Below are 13,338 nucleotides of genomic sequence, written 5' to 3' on the forward strand. Positions count from 1 at the left end.
CTCATAGGCACGCCATGATCGGCGATGCTCTCCAGGCCGATGCAACCGGCCTTCAAGTGTTTTACCAACGTAAAACACGACGGTTTCCTTGAGTCTTTTGAATCGCTTGCCGCGACGTTTTCCAGCGTTGAATCGAAGGCGTGAGAAAGTGAGTCAGGGACTTCGCGCAGTGAATCCAACTGCAGCGAATTGGATTCCGCGAGACTATCCAGCCTTTTGAAAAGACTGCCGAATAGCCGTGTTCGCCGCGAAGGATCCCGCTACACTGGTTCCCGCACCGCCGTCGTGCTTTCATAATCCGCCGCGATCCGCATTTCACGCAACGGGCGGACACGTTCGATGGAAAGCTGGTAGTTCGGATGCGCCTTGTAAGCGGCAAGCGCCGCTTCGTCGTCGAATTCACCGTAGACCACAAGATCGACGTCGGTGCCGAGCTGATCAGTCTTTACATTCGTGCCGATCTCCAGCAGGCGTGCATGCGGAATAGCCGTCAGGATCGACAGCCCGGACCTTACTGCCTCCAGATTGGCGCGATCGGGAACGGTGAAGAAGACGATGTGGCGGATCACGCGGAGGCTCCTTGTGCGTTGGCGAAGGCACCGCGCGATATCATGCGGGCACGGTTATTTCAACGAGGAGCCAGTTCCGGCAGGGTGGCCGTTTCGTCGCAAGAGGCGAAGAGATGCTGGTACCTACAGCGTAGTTCCTTCCTATGCTAATCTTTCAGTCATGACCGACGACGACCTTATTGGCTTGGCACTTAGCCTGCCGGAAACGGTGGAGAGCTCGCATTTCGGAAACCGGGATTTTCGCGTTCGCGGAAAGATTTACCTGACGCTTCCGAGCCCGGAATTCTGTGTCGTCAAGCTGACACCCGATCAGCAGCAGATGCTGCTGGCAACCGTACCGGAGCACGTCCTTGCCGTGCCGGGTGGCTGGGGGCTCAAGGGCTGGACGCGGCTTTTCCATCATATCTTGGTTGACGAAACGATATGCACGCTCGTGCGACAGGCGTGGCGCAATGTAGCGCCGAAAACTATGACTTTGCCGGAGGACTAGCTTCCATGTCGTCTTCCACCGTCAACGGCCAATCGACGATGTAATCCTCGAAATCATCGAGATCGACATCGCTTTCACTCACCGTGCGACCGCGTGCGGAGACGCCGGCTATATGAACCGTTTCGGGATCGCCCGATACCAGCGGATGCCACCAATAGAGGTCGCGACCCTCGTTGACGAGGCGATAGGCGCAGGTGGGCGGCAACCATTCCAGCTCCGGAACTTTTTCCGGCGTCAGTTGCACGCAATCAGGCACAAAATCCCAGCGGTTCGGATAGCTGGTGCAGCGACAGCTTTCGCCGTCCATCAACTTGCAGCGGATCGAGGTGAAATAGATGTCGCCCGAATCCCACTCCTCGATCTTGTTGAGACAACAGAGACCGCAGCCGTCGCAGAGGCTCTCCCATTCGGGCGTGCTCATCTCCGTCAGCGTCTTATTTTTCCAGAAAGGTATGTCGTCCATCGTTGTCGTCCTCGCTGCTCGCGAGGGAAATGCGGGCTGCGGCATGCATGTCTCTTGTTCTTTTCCCTAAATCAACCAATTATTCAATCCGCCGGTCTATGAGAGAATAGGCTTTGCGTGTCCTAAGGGAATACGCGATGCGGCATTGCGGTCGGGAAGTAGAGCGTGGAAGACCCATCCAATCCAGAGAGCGGGCCAGAGACCAAGCCCGATACACAACCGGAGGGCCAAGCGGAGCAGCGGCCGCGCCGGAAGCGCCATATTTTCCTGCGCATCGATTCCTGGATCGACTCCACCTTGTGGAACGCGGGCTTTCGCCTCGCCGAACTCTGGGAAGACATTACCATTTTCTTCCGCCGTTTTCGCGCCCGCGGCTGGAGGCGCATCCTGTTCGAACTGCTTGGCGAGGGACTGACGCTCGGTACCGCCGGTTCCGTGGTCATGCTGATGCTCGCCATGCCGGCTTTCGAAGCCACGCAAGGGGACTGGCGCAACCGCGGCAACTTCGCCGTCACTTTCCTCGATCGCTATGGCAATGTTATCGGTCATCGTGGCATTATTCATGAGAATTCAGTGCCGGTCGACCAATTGCCGGACTATTTCGTCAAGGCGGTTCTGGCGACCGAAGACCGCCGCTTCTTCGACCACTTCGGCATCGATGTCTTCGGCCTCTTCCGGGCGCTGACCGTCAACGCGCAGGCTGGCGGCGTCGTTCAAGGCGGTTCGACGCTGACGCAACAGCTCGCCAAGAACGTCTTCCTCAGCAACGAGCGTTCGATCGACCGCAAGATCAAGGAAGCCTTCCTCGCAATCTGGCTGGAGGCCAATCTCTCCAAGAAGGAAATCCTCAGCCTCTATCTCGACCGCACATATATGGGTGGCGGAACCTTCGGCGCTGCCGCAGCAGCGCAATTCTATTTCGGCAAGAGCATCACCGACGTCAATCTGGCCGAGGCCGCCATGCTCGCAGGTTTGTTCAAGGCGCCGGCGAAATATGCGCCGCATGTCAACCTGCCGGCAGCACGCGCTCGCGCCAACGACGTCCTGACCAATCTGGTACAAAGCGGGCTGATGACCGAGGGACAAGTCATCGCCGCCAGGCGCAACCCCGCCTCCGTCGTCGATCGCGCCCAGATCGAATCCCCCGATTTCTTCCTCGATTGGGCCTTCGACGAAGTGCAGCGGCTTGCCACCCGCTTCCCGGAGCGCTCGCTGATCGTTCGTACGACCATCGACATGGGCCTGCAGAAGGCAGCGGAGGATTCAGTCGAATCGAGCCTGATGGAATACGGCGAGCGCTATCACGCCAAACAGGGCGCGAGCGTCATCATCGAAAACGGCGGCGCGGTACGCGCCATGGTCGGCGGCCGGGATTACGGCGAAAGCCAGTTCAACCGCGCCACCAAGGCACTGCGCCAACCGGGTTCGTCTTTCAAGATCTACACCTATTCTGTCGCCATGGAGAGCGGCATGACGCCGACATCGACCATCGTCGACGCGCCGATCACCTGGGGCAACTGGAGCCCGCACAACTACGAAAACCGCTATGAAGGCAAAGTGACGCTGACACAGGCGATCGCGCAGTCGATCAATACCGTTCCAGTGCGCCTCGCCAAGGAGAAATTCGGTATCCAGCCGATCCGCGACATGGCGAAGGCCTTGGGCGTCGAAACCCCGATCCGCAATGACAAGACCATTCCGATCGGCACATCCGAAGTGACCGTGCTCGATCAAGCGACCGCATATGCCGTATTCCCGGCGGATGGCATGCAATCGCGCCGCCACGGCATCGCTCAGATCATGGGCTATGACGGCAAGGTGCTCTACGACTTCAATCGCGATGAGCCTCCGGCCAAACGGGTGCTCTCCGAAAAAGCCAACTCCTACATGAACCAGATGTTGACGCAGATCCCGGTGATCGGCACAGGCCGCAGGGCAGCCCTCGACCGCGGCATCGTCGTCGGCGGCAAGACCGGCACGACGCAAGCCTATCGCGATGCCTGGTTCATCGGGTTCACCGGCAACTACACCTGCGCCGTCTGGTTCGGCAACGACGACTATACATCCACCAACAACATGACGGGCGGCACGCTGCCGGCGATGACTTTCAAGAAGATCATGGATTATGCCCACCAGGGTATCGTGCTGAAACCGATCCCCGGCATCGACAACCCCTTCCCGGTGCAAAAGCCACAGACCGTAGCCGCCAAGAAAGCGGCGACACCGGCCGAAAACACGCTACCCCCACTCATCCGGCCGCGCTCGTTATCGGTGGATTCCACGAAGATCCTGCGCGATATCGGCGAGAAGCTGAAGGAGGCAGCGCCGCTCGCGGTGCAGAAGGTTGCGGCGGCGGAATAGCTTTCACAGCTGACAAAAGAGCGGAAGGTCTACTGTCCAAGTCAGATGGGGATAGATGTTAACGGCTCGATCGTTAGCTAAATCTGTTTAGTTTGCCGGATTTCCACCGAAAAGATGCCTCAACAAAATAGCCTTGGTAGAGGTCGTTTCGGAAGCAAACAACCGACCTTGCGCCTATGCTCTGGGCGTTCGTCGTTGCAATCTAGTCGCTGGATCGAATGTCCCGAGCTTGGCCAAACCACTGCTCGCCCTTCCCCCACCCGTCAGAATCAGGGATAAATCGCCCTCTGATTGGTCACGAGGACGATCTTAGAGTGTTCCGGGTTCCCCTTCTTGTTGCGCTTTCGCTGCTGATCGCCTTCGGCGGGGGGATCGTATTCACGCTTTTTGCACTGGATGCGACCTCCGGTTTCGGCGCGATCAAGCTTGGCGCCTGGCAGGCATTTCCGGAAATGCACACGGCCGACGCTGATCCTTATGCGAAATCGCATCGCGCTCGCGCCGGGCGATTGCTTTACGGCAGCGCAGAGGGGCTGGTGTTTACCGCCTCCGATGACAGTGCCGGCGCGCGGCTGACGGCGGGCTGCAGCTATCGCATCAGCGGCCAGACACCGCCGGCGCGGCTGTGGACGCTGTTCATCGCGGGTAATGACGGCGAGCCTCTCGACGAATCCCCTGGCCGGCCGGCTGCGCTCAATTCCTGGATCGTGCTGCGCAATCCGGATTCGAGCTTCACCATCACCGTTTCGCCGGACGCGCAAGCTGGCAATTGGCTGGCGCTGCCGGCCTCGGGCAACTTCCGTCTGGTGTGGACGCTGCTGGATTCGCCTGCAGCCGGCAATTCCGGCCTCATCGATCTGTCCATGCCGAAGCTCGAGAAAATCGGGTGCGGCCATGTTTAGGGCTGTTTTCGCCATCCTTACCGGCGTGCTTGGTGCCGCACTGTTGCATGTCATCATCATCCTCTCCCTGCCGCATTTTTCCGACCGCGACGCCTATACCCGCGTCGAGGACGAAGGCGATGAAAACCATTTCTACATGCTGGACGACAAGGATGACGATGCAGGGCTTTCCAACAATGATCCGTATATCCGTACCGCCGTCTGCGCCTTCGACATCGGAACCCAGCCGATCCGCCTGACGGCCAAGGGAAACGTGCCGTTCTGGTCTCTGTCGGTCTATGACGCCGCGTCGAACGAGGTGTTCAGCATGAGCGACCGCACCTCGGTCGGTGGCGTGCTGGATTTGCTGATCGCCTCGCCGATCCAGCTCACAGGAATCCGCAAAGCACTGCCGCCGTCGCTTGCTCAATCGATCCTCGTCGAGGCTCCGCGCGCCCAGGGGTATGTCGTGCTGCGCACGATGGAGCCGCAGGCAAGTTTTGGTGATGCCGCCCGAGATTTTCTGTCGGAAGCCGGATGCGATGTGTTTGATGGACAGTGAAATTTCGCGGAAAGCTGGAGGCTGGCCGGATCTGGCAAGGACAAGCAGCCGACCTCACGACTAACACAGCTCAAGCCATGATATTGACAAACGCCCTAACGGGCGTCGCCGGCGCATATCGCCAGCACAATGCCGGACTATTTACCCTTCGCCCGCTTCGGTCCCGTTCCGGGACGGTGGGAGCTGACGTCAAGGCGTTCATAGCGCACGCCGGTGAACAGAAGAATTTTCGCCTCGACCGGCTCCTTTTGAGCTCGTAGCGGCAATCGTGACCTTCGGTCCAACAGGGATATGATCTCTGCCATTCTCGTCTCCATTTATGGCCCGAGACGGATGAACTTGCGACTAATTTCACCCTGCCCGCTTTCCAAGCGGGCTGGCGTTCCCTCCAGTCTTTGCCACCTCCCTGCGGCTCCGACAAAAGGGCATTCACGCCATTCTCACGGCATTCCTCAGACACCGTGACATGGGCGCCCAAATGAGGCGACCATGCGAACAATCATGCAACTAAACTCTGCAAATCGCTGTTTTCACCCGAATTGAGACATACTGTAGTTAACAGAATGCTAATCATTGCCACGCCTCGCCTGGGCTATCCCTGGGCTGTCGCGGCATCGTGATTATCTAACGCTGAGTGGGCGGATTTGGTTTCATATACGATGTAAAAATCTTCAGAATCATTTTAGCGACAAAACTTCGCGAAATCATATCCTTAGGCAAACAAAAGCCACTATCCGCCAATAATCGCGCAAGCTCGCGCGTTGCAGAAAAGTGTCACGCAAATATTATTTGCGACAACGAAAATTTAACGTATTGTAACGAGCGAAACAGAGGGCGGGCAATGTCAGCGACGGCCAATTCCTTCTTCTCCCCGGAGGACGTCATCGTGCTGCGCGGCGCGCTGGATAAATGGTGCCTGGAGAAGCGGGTAGATATCAAAAGCACCGAGGCCCAATTCGCGGCAACGGCAGCGCTCGGCCTGTTTCAATCCGGCTACAACACGTCCGAGAAGCTGCTGGCGGCCCTGCGCGAGCACAAGGGCCTTTGAGCCGTTGATGCTTGGCGCCAAAATTCCCAGAACTCTCAAAAGAAGACCGGTTTTGGACCGCCGAAAGCTTTCGCTCGCGGCAACTTTTCCTCCATGCCGACAAGACAAACCAGCGAAGCTCTTATAAGTTGAATGTGGTAGTCAGCGCATCACGGCGAAACAGTTTCCACGAAGGTTGAGCGCCCGCAGACGCAACCACTCCAGCGAAAATTCGCCCGTTTTCCTGGCGCAAGCTTAGCGCGCAATTTTTATTCGGATTTTAATAAAGTTTTCACCAACCGTTAACCCTGCGCACCTTACTCTCCCGAAAAAGCCAGATCAGGACGACCGTGTCCACGCCCGTTTCGACAGCCACCGCCAATTGCGCCCGCGGGAACCAAAGCGCGATCCGGTTCGGCCATAGACAGACGCAGCGTCGCACGGACTTGCCGATCAGGCTCCCGTCTTTTTTGTTTCGCGTATCAGTATGGGTGTTGGCGTGCGTGACCGGTTTCGAGACCTCGAAGAGCCTGCGACTGTCCGCAAGAAGGATGTGGTTCTGATGGCGACGGTCACCAGTTTCGAGGGTTTGACTCATCCGTCGAAATCGGAGCTTCGCCAGTTTGCAGAGCTTTTTACTCCTCTCTTCCAGGCCTCGTCCGACGAGGCAAAACGTCAGGCGGTCGCGGCGCTGTCGCAATGCCTGACGGTGCCTCCGGCCGTCTCCCTCTTCATCGGCTGCCAGCCGATTGCCATCGCCGCTCCGTTTCTCACAAGTTCGCAGGCGATCGATGACGACACGCTGATCACCATCGCACGCACGCAGGGCGCCGCCCATGCGAAAGCGATCGTCCGCCGTCCCTCTCTGTCTCCCAAAGTCATCGACGCCCTTGTGAGCCTGCACCAGGCCGAGCCGGAGCGCGGCATGACCATATCCGAGACCTCGATGGACTTCTCCGTTCAGGCTGCAAAGCCCGAACCGAGCGCAGCGGATACCGAGGCCGAGCGGCTCGCCCGTGAGGAAGCCCTGCGGCAGAAGATCAAACAGGTCGCCCGCCATCTCGCCCGTGACGATAATGATCGTCTGGGTTTGCGCAATCTTTCCGACGTGCAGGAAGCGTTGCTCGTGCGTTTCGCCCGTGAGCGCGAGGCGCAGCAATTTGCCGCCACGCTCGCCGACGCGCTTTCCTCCAGCCGCTGGCTTGCCGAGCGCATCATGATCGACACGTCCGGCCAGCAGCTCGCGGTGACGCTGGTGAGCCTCGGTATGGGCTTTGCCGACGCCGTCTATGCGCTGGAGCGCTTCTATCCTCATCTGGCCGAACAGCACGGCAGCGTCAGCCGCGCCTGGCTGGTGCTTGACAGCATCGATGCTGAGGAAAGTCAGGCCCGTGTCGAAGCCTGGCGTCGCGCCGACAGCTACACCTATCTGCCGCCGGAACAAAAGCCCGCGCCGCGCTCCGGTGCACCGCTCTTCGGCGCCAAGGCAAGTCCGATCCGCGAATTGCGCGTCGTGAGCCGGCGATAGGTCGTCGTCAGCCGTCGAGCGGGTTGCTTCGCTGATCGGCCACGGGGACAATATCGGCGATATCATCAGTCTCCAGCTCGATTATCCAGAGATCGGGATCGAATTTCATCTCACGGTCGAGCATCTGCCTGACATCTTCAGGTTCCCTGCGATCCATACGGACCTCAAACAGGCGCGTCCCGCTTTCCTCTTCATCGAAGAAGCTTTGCGGAGCGGGGGCATACAGTGTTTCCAGCCCGTCGCGAAAACGCTGGCGGATGAAGATCGCTCCAGCTTCCTCGGCGCCCCTGTGTTCGACAGCGGCAAAATCGCCGCGGGCGAAAAGGCGGCGGGTCAAAGCCGAAACGAAGATGTCGCTGCGCAATCTCATGGTTGAGCTATAACGGCCAGCCAGGGACGACGCAATCAAGGGAAGAACTAAAGCGCGCCGATGTCCTGCAGTTTCTTCAGAACCGCCATATCGGGCTCACCGGTTTCCGGCAACCGGTAGTGCTTCTGAAACCGGCGGATGGCCGCCTTGGTCTGTTCGCCGGCGACGCCGTCGACGCTGACACTGCTATAGGCGATGTTGCTCAAACCCTTCTGGATCTGCATCACCATGTTAACGGTGTTGGCCGCGTCGCTTGGCGCGCTCTTGGGCGCAGCGTTCGTCTTGATATTCTTCTCGGCGCTCTGAATGGCAGCAGCGACGGGATCGATGGCGGAGGCGTTGGCCGAGACGTTGACGGGCCGCTCCACAGGGACGGCCGCGACGGTTGCCTTGTTGGTTGTGTGGGCGCCTATGCCGGCATCGTTGGCCTTCAGCGCGGCCAGTAGCTCAGGGCTTGCCTCGCCAGTCTGCGCCAGGCCGGACGCTTCCTGGAAGAACAGGATGGCGGCCGTCGTGCGCGATCCGACGACACCGTCGGCGGAACCGTCATAAAGGCCGCGGCGGATCAGTTCGGCCTGCACGTCAGCAACCAGTTTCGATGGCGCTGCGGTGGCCGCGGTCGGTGTTTGCGTTGCCGGCAAGCTGGCGGTTTGAATCGTTTCGGCGGGAGCCGCCGCCCGCTGTTTGGACACGGCGGCATTCGCCGTCGCCGGGTCCTGCCGCTCTATGCGGAAGGTGGTGACGTTGCCGGCATCGGCCTGCTGCGCATGCGGGAAAGGCTTACGGCCGGGGATCTGATACGGAGAGTTGGGATCGCGCGTGCGCAGCAGCGGCGACGGGTGTACGCCTGGCTGATACCAGAGCGCATTGGTAGTAACGAAACCGAAGACCGCGAAAAAGATTGCGACACCGCCGGCGATCGCCGGATGCCGGCCGACAGCGCCGCCGAACAAACCGGCCAGCGCACTCACGCCGCGCACACCGAGGCCGCCCAGCGCGCCAGCACCGCGCAGGCCAAGGCTGCCGACGGCAACCGCCCCCCGGGAAGCAAGGCCGGGCTGCTTACGCCTGCCCCTGCCCTTTCCCTTAGGCGATTTTCGCTTTTGCGGGGCCATTCACCTCTTCCTCTTTTCGCCTCTCATTCATCTCCAGATTATGTTTCAGACGTGGCGGAAAATCGACCGTGCGACTGACATCCACAGGCGACTGTACCGCCACAGCACCGGAACCGTCGAAAGGGATAAGGATCGTTATGACCGTGCCCTCGCCTGGTGCGCTGGCGATGGCAAAGCTGCCGCCATGCAGCGCCACCAGCCCCTTGACTAGCGACAGGCCGAGCCCGGTGCCGGCATAGCGGCGGGTGTAATCGTTCTGGATCTGCACGAAAGGCTGACCCAGCGAGGCGAGCCGCTCGTTAGCGATACCGATTCCGGTGTCGCTGACCGCGAGCTTCAGCATTCCGTCGGTGATTGCCGCATCGATTGTGACAGCGCCACCAGCATCGGTGAATTTGATAGCGTTGCCGACAAGGTTGATGAGAATTTGCTGGACGGCGCGCTGGTCGGCGACGATATCACCGAGGCCGCGCTGCACGCGGCTCGTCAACGTCAGTCCCTTTTCCTTTGCCTGCAGAGCCAGCATAGCTTCGCAAGCACCGATGGAGGCTTCAATCGGGAAAGGCTCGAGCAGAAGTTCATAGCGGCCAGCCTCGATCTTGCTCATGTCAAGCATGGTGTTGACGACAGAAAGCAAGTGCGCGCCGGACTGACGGATCAGGCCGACATATTCACGTTGGCGATTGTTCTCGAGCTTGCCGAAATATTCGCCGCTGAGGATATCTGAGAAGCCGAGGATAGCGTTGAGCGGCGTGCGCAGCTCATGGCTGACGGCGGCGAGGAAGCGTGACTTGGCATCATTGGCCGATTCGGCCTCGGCCGCCTTGCGATCAGCCTCCTCGCGAAGTTGCTGATCGTAGGAAATATCGCGCGACTGGCTGACGATCGCGGTCAACCGGCCTTCGCTGTCTCGCCGCGCACTCATTTCCATGCGGATATGGACGAACTGATCGTTGCCCTCGACAACGGCCGAGCGCTCCAAACGCAAGTCAACACCAAGGGCATCGCGGCCCTGGCGAAGCTTATCGACGGCCTGCACGAAGAGGATGCGGTCGGAGACATGTATCTGCTCGACAAAGCCGCGGCCGGAGGGGTCACGCATCCAGCTCAGGAATTCGGCGCGGTCGCGGCCACCGACGCCGGTGACATTACCCTGCGGATCGAACAGGAGCACGAGACCACAAGCCGCCTCCAACATCAGATCACGATGTTCGACGACGACGGCATCGACCGGCCCGGAGGCAGGGCGCTGACGCGACAGCGCAATGCTGCCGACGGCGGAAAACAGGAAAGCGGCGCAAACCGTGGCGACGCCAACCGGCAATGCCACGGCAGGGCTGGTGATGAAGGAGAGTCCTGCCGGAACAACGACAAGAGCCGCAGACGAGGCGAGCGCGAGGCGACGCAGGATCGCCAATTCCTGTCCACGGACCTCGCCATTCCCGCTTGTCCGGGAGAGCCAGCTTCCGCCTGCCCGGTCCACGAGGGCTCCAGCCCTGCCAGCCATGTTACTCAATACGCGCACACCAAAACCCGTACAAACGGTCACTTATTCAACCGCACAATAGGCCTTGGCGACTTAAGGAAAGAATAAAGGACGGACGCGCAGATCAGGCGAAAAAGCCCGAAAATCTCGTTTTGACGCACATTGCGAGACCTTTGGCTTTTGTGGTTAACAGCGGGTAAGCAGCGGATTTTATTTAGATTTCCGTCACACGTTAACCTTTGCACGGAGATCGATGCCCGCAAGCCCCGGGATATCAGGCAGATCGGCCGAGACATGCTTAACAGCAATCGCTACAATTCGATGCAAATGCGCTTGAAATGCCGAAAGCTACAATTTGAATCAAATTTGCCGAAAATACATCCAAGTTTTGAAAAGCGATGTTGTCCTCTGCCGCGATAGGGTCTGAGCAACATCAGATAAACGAGTTCGAATCGGCGACAAGACCGAGCGAAATAAAGGATGGGCAAGGCAATGTGGTTTCTCATTAGAGCAGGGTTCTGGTTTTCGCTGGTTCTCATGTTCCTGCCGATCTTCGCCAAACCGGAGGGCGCTCCACAGTCGGCAGACGAACCGAAGGTACAGGTTTCCGCTGCATTGTCGGCCGCGACCGGTGTCGTGCAATATGTCGGCGCCATGTGCACGGAAAAGCCCGATGTCTGCCTGAAAGGCGGCGAAACGCTCACCGCACTCGGCTATCAGGCCCGTGACGGCGCCCGGGTTGCCTACGATCTCCTGGGCCAGCATTTTAAGGACGACAAGTCCGGCGAGCAGGCATCTGCCAATCAGGCTGCATCGGCCACGGTCAGCCATGAACAGGCGGCAGCCGAAGCACAGCCGATGCCCGCCAAGCGCACGATCAACACCGAGACTGCCGATGCGGTCGTCACCGGCACGGTCAAGCTGCCGTCCTATATCCCGATACCGTTGCCGAAACCCAGAACCTGATCCGTTCCGTCGATACCTGCCCTGCGCGCCGTGAGCTTGCCCATCGCTCACGGCGTTCTTTTTTGTCATGGGTTCAAATCATCGACTGTTTCGCCTATATCCAAGCAAGTAGATAATTGGACTGGCATGATGGCGACGCTTGAGCAGATCATTGACGATTTCTCCTTCCTGGACGACTGGGAGGATCGCTATCGCTATGTGATCGAACTCGGCAAGGCGCTGCCGGATCTGCCGGAAGAGAAACGGACGCTGGAAAACAAAGTGCAGGGCTGCGCCAGCCAGGTCTGGCTTGTCACCCACGCCGCGGGCAATCCGGAAAATCCGGTACTGACCTTCGAAGGCGATTCGGATGCGCATATCGTGCGCGGGCTGGTGGCCATCGTACTAGCCACTTATTCCGGCAAGCCCGCTTCCGAGATTTCTGCGCTCGATGCTCTCGAGGTCTTCGGCAAGATCGGCCTTGTCGAACATCTTTCCTCGCAGCGCGCCAACGGATTGCGCTCGATGATCAAGCGAATTCGCGAAGAGGCGAGAGTACGGGCTGCGGCATAGATTTTACCGCGCAGGGATACGACAAAAACCCGACTCGAGAGCCGGGTTTTTTTGTCGATAGTATCAGGCTCGGGAACTTTAGCGGCTACCGCGCTTGCGGCGCTGACCAAGACCCATTTCCTTCGCGAGACGCGAACGGGCTTCGGCATAGGCGGGCGCGACCATCGGGTAGTCGGCCGCGAGATCCCACTTCTCACGGTATTCTTCAGGCGAAAGACCGTGATGAGTCATCAGGTGGCGCTTCAACGACTTGAAGCTACCGCCGCATTCCAGGCAGGTGATCTGATCATCCTGCACCGATTTACGAACGGATACGGCCGGCTTCTGCTTTTCAACCACGGTGACGGCAGGAGCCGGAGCCGAGGTGTTGCTCAAGGCGGAATGTACGTCGGAAATCAGATTCGGAAGGTCGCTGACCGGGACTACATGATTGCTGACGTAAGCCGCCACGATGTCGGCGGTTAGCTCAACCAGCAAATCCTGGCCATTGCCAAGGGCCGTATCTGTCATTTTGTTCTCCTGTTCATCGGCTTGCCCACTGCGCCACGCCTCCAACGGAGAACGCAAACACAGCATTACTTTAGCGTTTCCGCATAATCCTTCTGAAAACCATTCAGCTTTCAAAGGTATGCGATGGACATTCCGCGTGAACGGCTTTGCCCATATTCGTAGCAGCCATCAGCAAAAAACGGGGCTTTTCATGCCATATTGCCCGCAACACAAAATCCACCCCTAGACTTTGTACGACGAAACCCGTTCATATACCGCCTGATGTAGAATCAGTCGTGACGGAGGTAGGTCCGCCAATCCTTAACCGGAAGAAAGTTTTGCCCGCCGTTGTTTGAAAGAAAGATCAAAGCATTGGGCACTTAAAGCCGGCTGAGACTAACTCAACATCAAAACTCTACTTGAATCTGGATTACCACTCTTTATCCAAATGTCCAGTTTTTAATTCTATCATTTCTTCG

The 13,338-nt window shown here is 58.8% G+C and carries 15 protein-coding genes; 8 read left to right on the forward strand and 7 right to left on the reverse strand.

Annotation, left to right across the window (positions count from 1 at the left end):
* Positions 1-260: 260 nt before the first annotated feature.
* Complete coding sequence (locus FHT86_RS11090) at positions 261-569, reverse strand: Dabb family protein (RefSeq protein ID WP_133706777.1); 309 nt, start codon at positions 567-569, stop codon at positions 261-263.
* Between the two features lie 160 nt (positions 570-729).
* Here FHT86_RS11090 and FHT86_RS11095 point away from each other — a divergent pair, with 160 nt between their 5' ends.
* Positions 730-1,059, forward strand: coding sequence for an MmcQ/YjbR family DNA-binding protein (locus FHT86_RS11095; RefSeq protein ID WP_133706778.1), 330 nt, complete (start codon positions 730-732; stop codon positions 1,057-1,059).
* Here the strand turns inward: FHT86_RS11095 and FHT86_RS11100 are convergent.
* Positions 1,037-1,522: a YcgN family cysteine cluster protein gene (locus tag FHT86_RS11100; RefSeq protein WP_133706779.1), complete on the reverse strand. Its 486-nt coding sequence runs from the start codon at positions 1,520-1,522 to the stop codon at positions 1,037-1,039. The two genes, FHT86_RS11095 and FHT86_RS11100, sit on opposite strands and share 23 nt — an antisense overlap.
* A gap of 165 nt (positions 1,523-1,687) precedes the next feature.
* Between FHT86_RS11100 and FHT86_RS11105 the strand changes: the two genes are divergently transcribed.
* The 3 genes from FHT86_RS11105 to FHT86_RS11115 all read left to right on the forward strand — a co-directional run bounded on the left by FHT86_RS11105 (position 1,688) and on the right by FHT86_RS11115 (position 5,326).
* Positions 1,688-3,883 carry a transglycosylase domain-containing protein gene (locus FHT86_RS11105; RefSeq protein WP_133706780.1) on the forward strand — a complete coding sequence of 732 codons (2,196 nt, stop codon included), beginning with the start codon at positions 1,688-1,690 and terminating at the stop codon, positions 3,881-3,883.
* A 314-nt stretch (positions 3,884-4,197) separates the two neighbouring features.
* The gene (locus FHT86_RS11110; protein ID WP_133706781.1) at positions 4,198-4,785 is read left to right on the forward strand and encodes a DUF1214 domain-containing protein; all 588 of its coding nucleotides are present in this window, start codon (positions 4,198-4,200) and stop codon (positions 4,783-4,785) included.
* The gene (locus tag FHT86_RS11115; RefSeq protein WP_133706782.1) at positions 4,778-5,326 is read left to right on the forward strand and encodes a DUF1254 domain-containing protein; all 549 of its coding nucleotides are present in this window, start codon (positions 4,778-4,780) and stop codon (positions 5,324-5,326) included. The genes FHT86_RS11110 and FHT86_RS11115 overlap by 8 nt, the downstream gene beginning before the upstream one ends.
* Before the next feature lie 137 nt (positions 5,327-5,463).
* Here FHT86_RS11115 and FHT86_RS11120 read toward each other — a convergent pair whose 3' ends face one another.
* Positions 5,464-5,631, reverse strand: coding sequence for a hypothetical protein (locus FHT86_RS11120; protein ID WP_166656783.1), 168 nt, complete (start codon positions 5,629-5,631; stop codon positions 5,464-5,466).
* Between the two features lie 536 nt (positions 5,632-6,167).
* Here FHT86_RS11120 and FHT86_RS11125 point away from each other — a divergent pair.
* Positions 6,168-6,374, forward strand: coding sequence for a hypothetical protein (locus tag FHT86_RS11125; protein ID WP_133706783.1), 207 nt, complete (start codon positions 6,168-6,170; stop codon positions 6,372-6,374).
* Positions 6,375-6,852: 478 nt separating this feature from the next.
* Positions 6,853-7,881 (forward strand): DUF2336 domain-containing protein, encoded by a 1,029-nt coding sequence (locus tag FHT86_RS11130; RefSeq protein WP_312862286.1) that lies wholly within the window; start codon positions 6,853-6,855, stop codon positions 7,879-7,881.
* A gap of 7 nt (positions 7,882-7,888) precedes the next feature.
* Here the strand turns inward: FHT86_RS11130 and FHT86_RS11135 are convergent, their stop codons facing one another.
* The 3 genes from FHT86_RS11135 to FHT86_RS11145 are packed head-to-tail and all read right to left on the reverse strand — an operon-like array spanning position 7,889 to position 10,873.
* Complete coding sequence (locus tag FHT86_RS11135) at positions 7,889-8,251, reverse strand: DUF1491 family protein (protein ID WP_133706785.1); 363 nt, start codon at positions 8,249-8,251, stop codon at positions 7,889-7,891.
* Positions 8,252-8,298: 47 nt separating this feature from the next.
* Positions 8,299-9,366, reverse strand: coding sequence for a peptidoglycan-binding protein (locus FHT86_RS11140; protein ID WP_133706786.1), 1,068 nt, complete (start codon positions 9,364-9,366; stop codon positions 8,299-8,301).
* Positions 9,338-10,873 carry a sensor histidine kinase gene (locus tag FHT86_RS11145; RefSeq protein ID WP_183868777.1) on the reverse strand — a complete coding sequence of 512 codons (1,536 nt, stop codon included), beginning with the start codon at positions 10,871-10,873 and terminating at the stop codon, positions 9,338-9,340. The genes FHT86_RS11140 and FHT86_RS11145 overlap by 29 nt, the downstream gene beginning before the upstream one ends.
* A 471-nt stretch (positions 10,874-11,344) precedes the next feature.
* Here FHT86_RS11145 and FHT86_RS11150 point away from each other — a divergent pair, with 471 nt between their 5' ends.
* Both FHT86_RS11150 and FHT86_RS11155 read left to right on the forward strand, forming a co-directional pair.
* Positions 11,345-11,818 carry a DUF5330 domain-containing protein gene (locus FHT86_RS11150; RefSeq protein ID WP_133706788.1) on the forward strand — a complete coding sequence of 158 codons (474 nt, stop codon included), beginning with the start codon at positions 11,345-11,347 and terminating at the stop codon, positions 11,816-11,818.
* A 129-nt stretch (positions 11,819-11,947) separates the two neighbouring features.
* Positions 11,948-12,370 (forward strand): SufE family protein, encoded by a 423-nt coding sequence (locus FHT86_RS11155; RefSeq protein WP_133706789.1) that lies wholly within the window; start codon positions 11,948-11,950, stop codon positions 12,368-12,370.
* A gap of 78 nt (positions 12,371-12,448) precedes the next feature.
* On the opposite strand, the gene FHT86_RS11160 is transcribed toward FHT86_RS11155, so the two are convergent.
* On the reverse strand, positions 12,449-12,880 hold the full coding sequence (locus tag FHT86_RS11160) for a MucR family transcriptional regulator (protein ID WP_028750805.1): 432 nt from the start codon (positions 12,878-12,880) through the stop codon (positions 12,449-12,451).
* Positions 12,881-13,338 lie beyond the last annotated feature (458 nt).

The sequence above is a fragment of the Rhizobium sp. BK313 genome (genome assembly GCF_014193655.1).
In the GTDB taxonomy this organism is placed as follows: Bacteria; Pseudomonadota; Alphaproteobacteria; order Rhizobiales; family Rhizobiaceae; genus Rhizobium.

Bases quoted from the DNA above. Each gene is read 5' to 3' on its own strand.
- FHT86_RS11160 (WP_028750805.1), bottom strand. From the start codon at position 12,880: ATGACAGATACGGCCCTTGGCAATGGCCAGGATTTGCTGGTTGAGCTA.
- FHT86_RS11115 (WP_133706782.1), top strand. From the start codon at position 4,778: ATGTTTAGGGCTGTTTTCGCCATCCTTACCGGCGTGCTTGGTGCCGCA.
- FHT86_RS11125 (WP_133706783.1), top strand. From the start codon at position 6,168: ATGTCAGCGACGGCCAATTCCTTCTTCTCCCCGGAGGACGTCATCGTG.
- FHT86_RS11095 (WP_133706778.1), top strand. From the start codon at position 730: ATGACCGACGACGACCTTATTGGCTTGGCACTTAGCCTGCCGGAAACG.
- FHT86_RS11145 (WP_183868777.1), bottom strand. From the start codon at position 10,873: ATGGCTGGCAGGGCTGGAGCCCTCGTGGACCGGGCAGGCGGAAGCTGG.
- FHT86_RS11120 (WP_166656783.1), bottom strand. From the start codon at position 5,631: ATGGCAGAGATCATATCCCTGTTGGACCGAAGGTCACGATTGCCGCTA.
- FHT86_RS11150 (WP_133706788.1), top strand. From the start codon at position 11,345: ATGTGGTTTCTCATTAGAGCAGGGTTCTGGTTTTCGCTGGTTCTCATG.
- FHT86_RS11135 (WP_133706785.1), bottom strand. From the start codon at position 8,251: ATGAGATTGCGCAGCGACATCTTCGTTTCGGCTTTGACCCGCCGCCTT.
- FHT86_RS11100 (WP_133706779.1), bottom strand. From the start codon at position 1,522: ATGGACGACATACCTTTCTGGAAAAATAAGACGCTGACGGAGATGAGC.
- FHT86_RS11155 (WP_133706789.1), top strand. From the start codon at position 11,948: ATGGCGACGCTTGAGCAGATCATTGACGATTTCTCCTTCCTGGACGAC.
- FHT86_RS11140 (WP_133706786.1), bottom strand. From the start codon at position 9,366: ATGGCCCCGCAAAAGCGAAAATCGCCTAAGGGAAAGGGCAGGGGCAGG.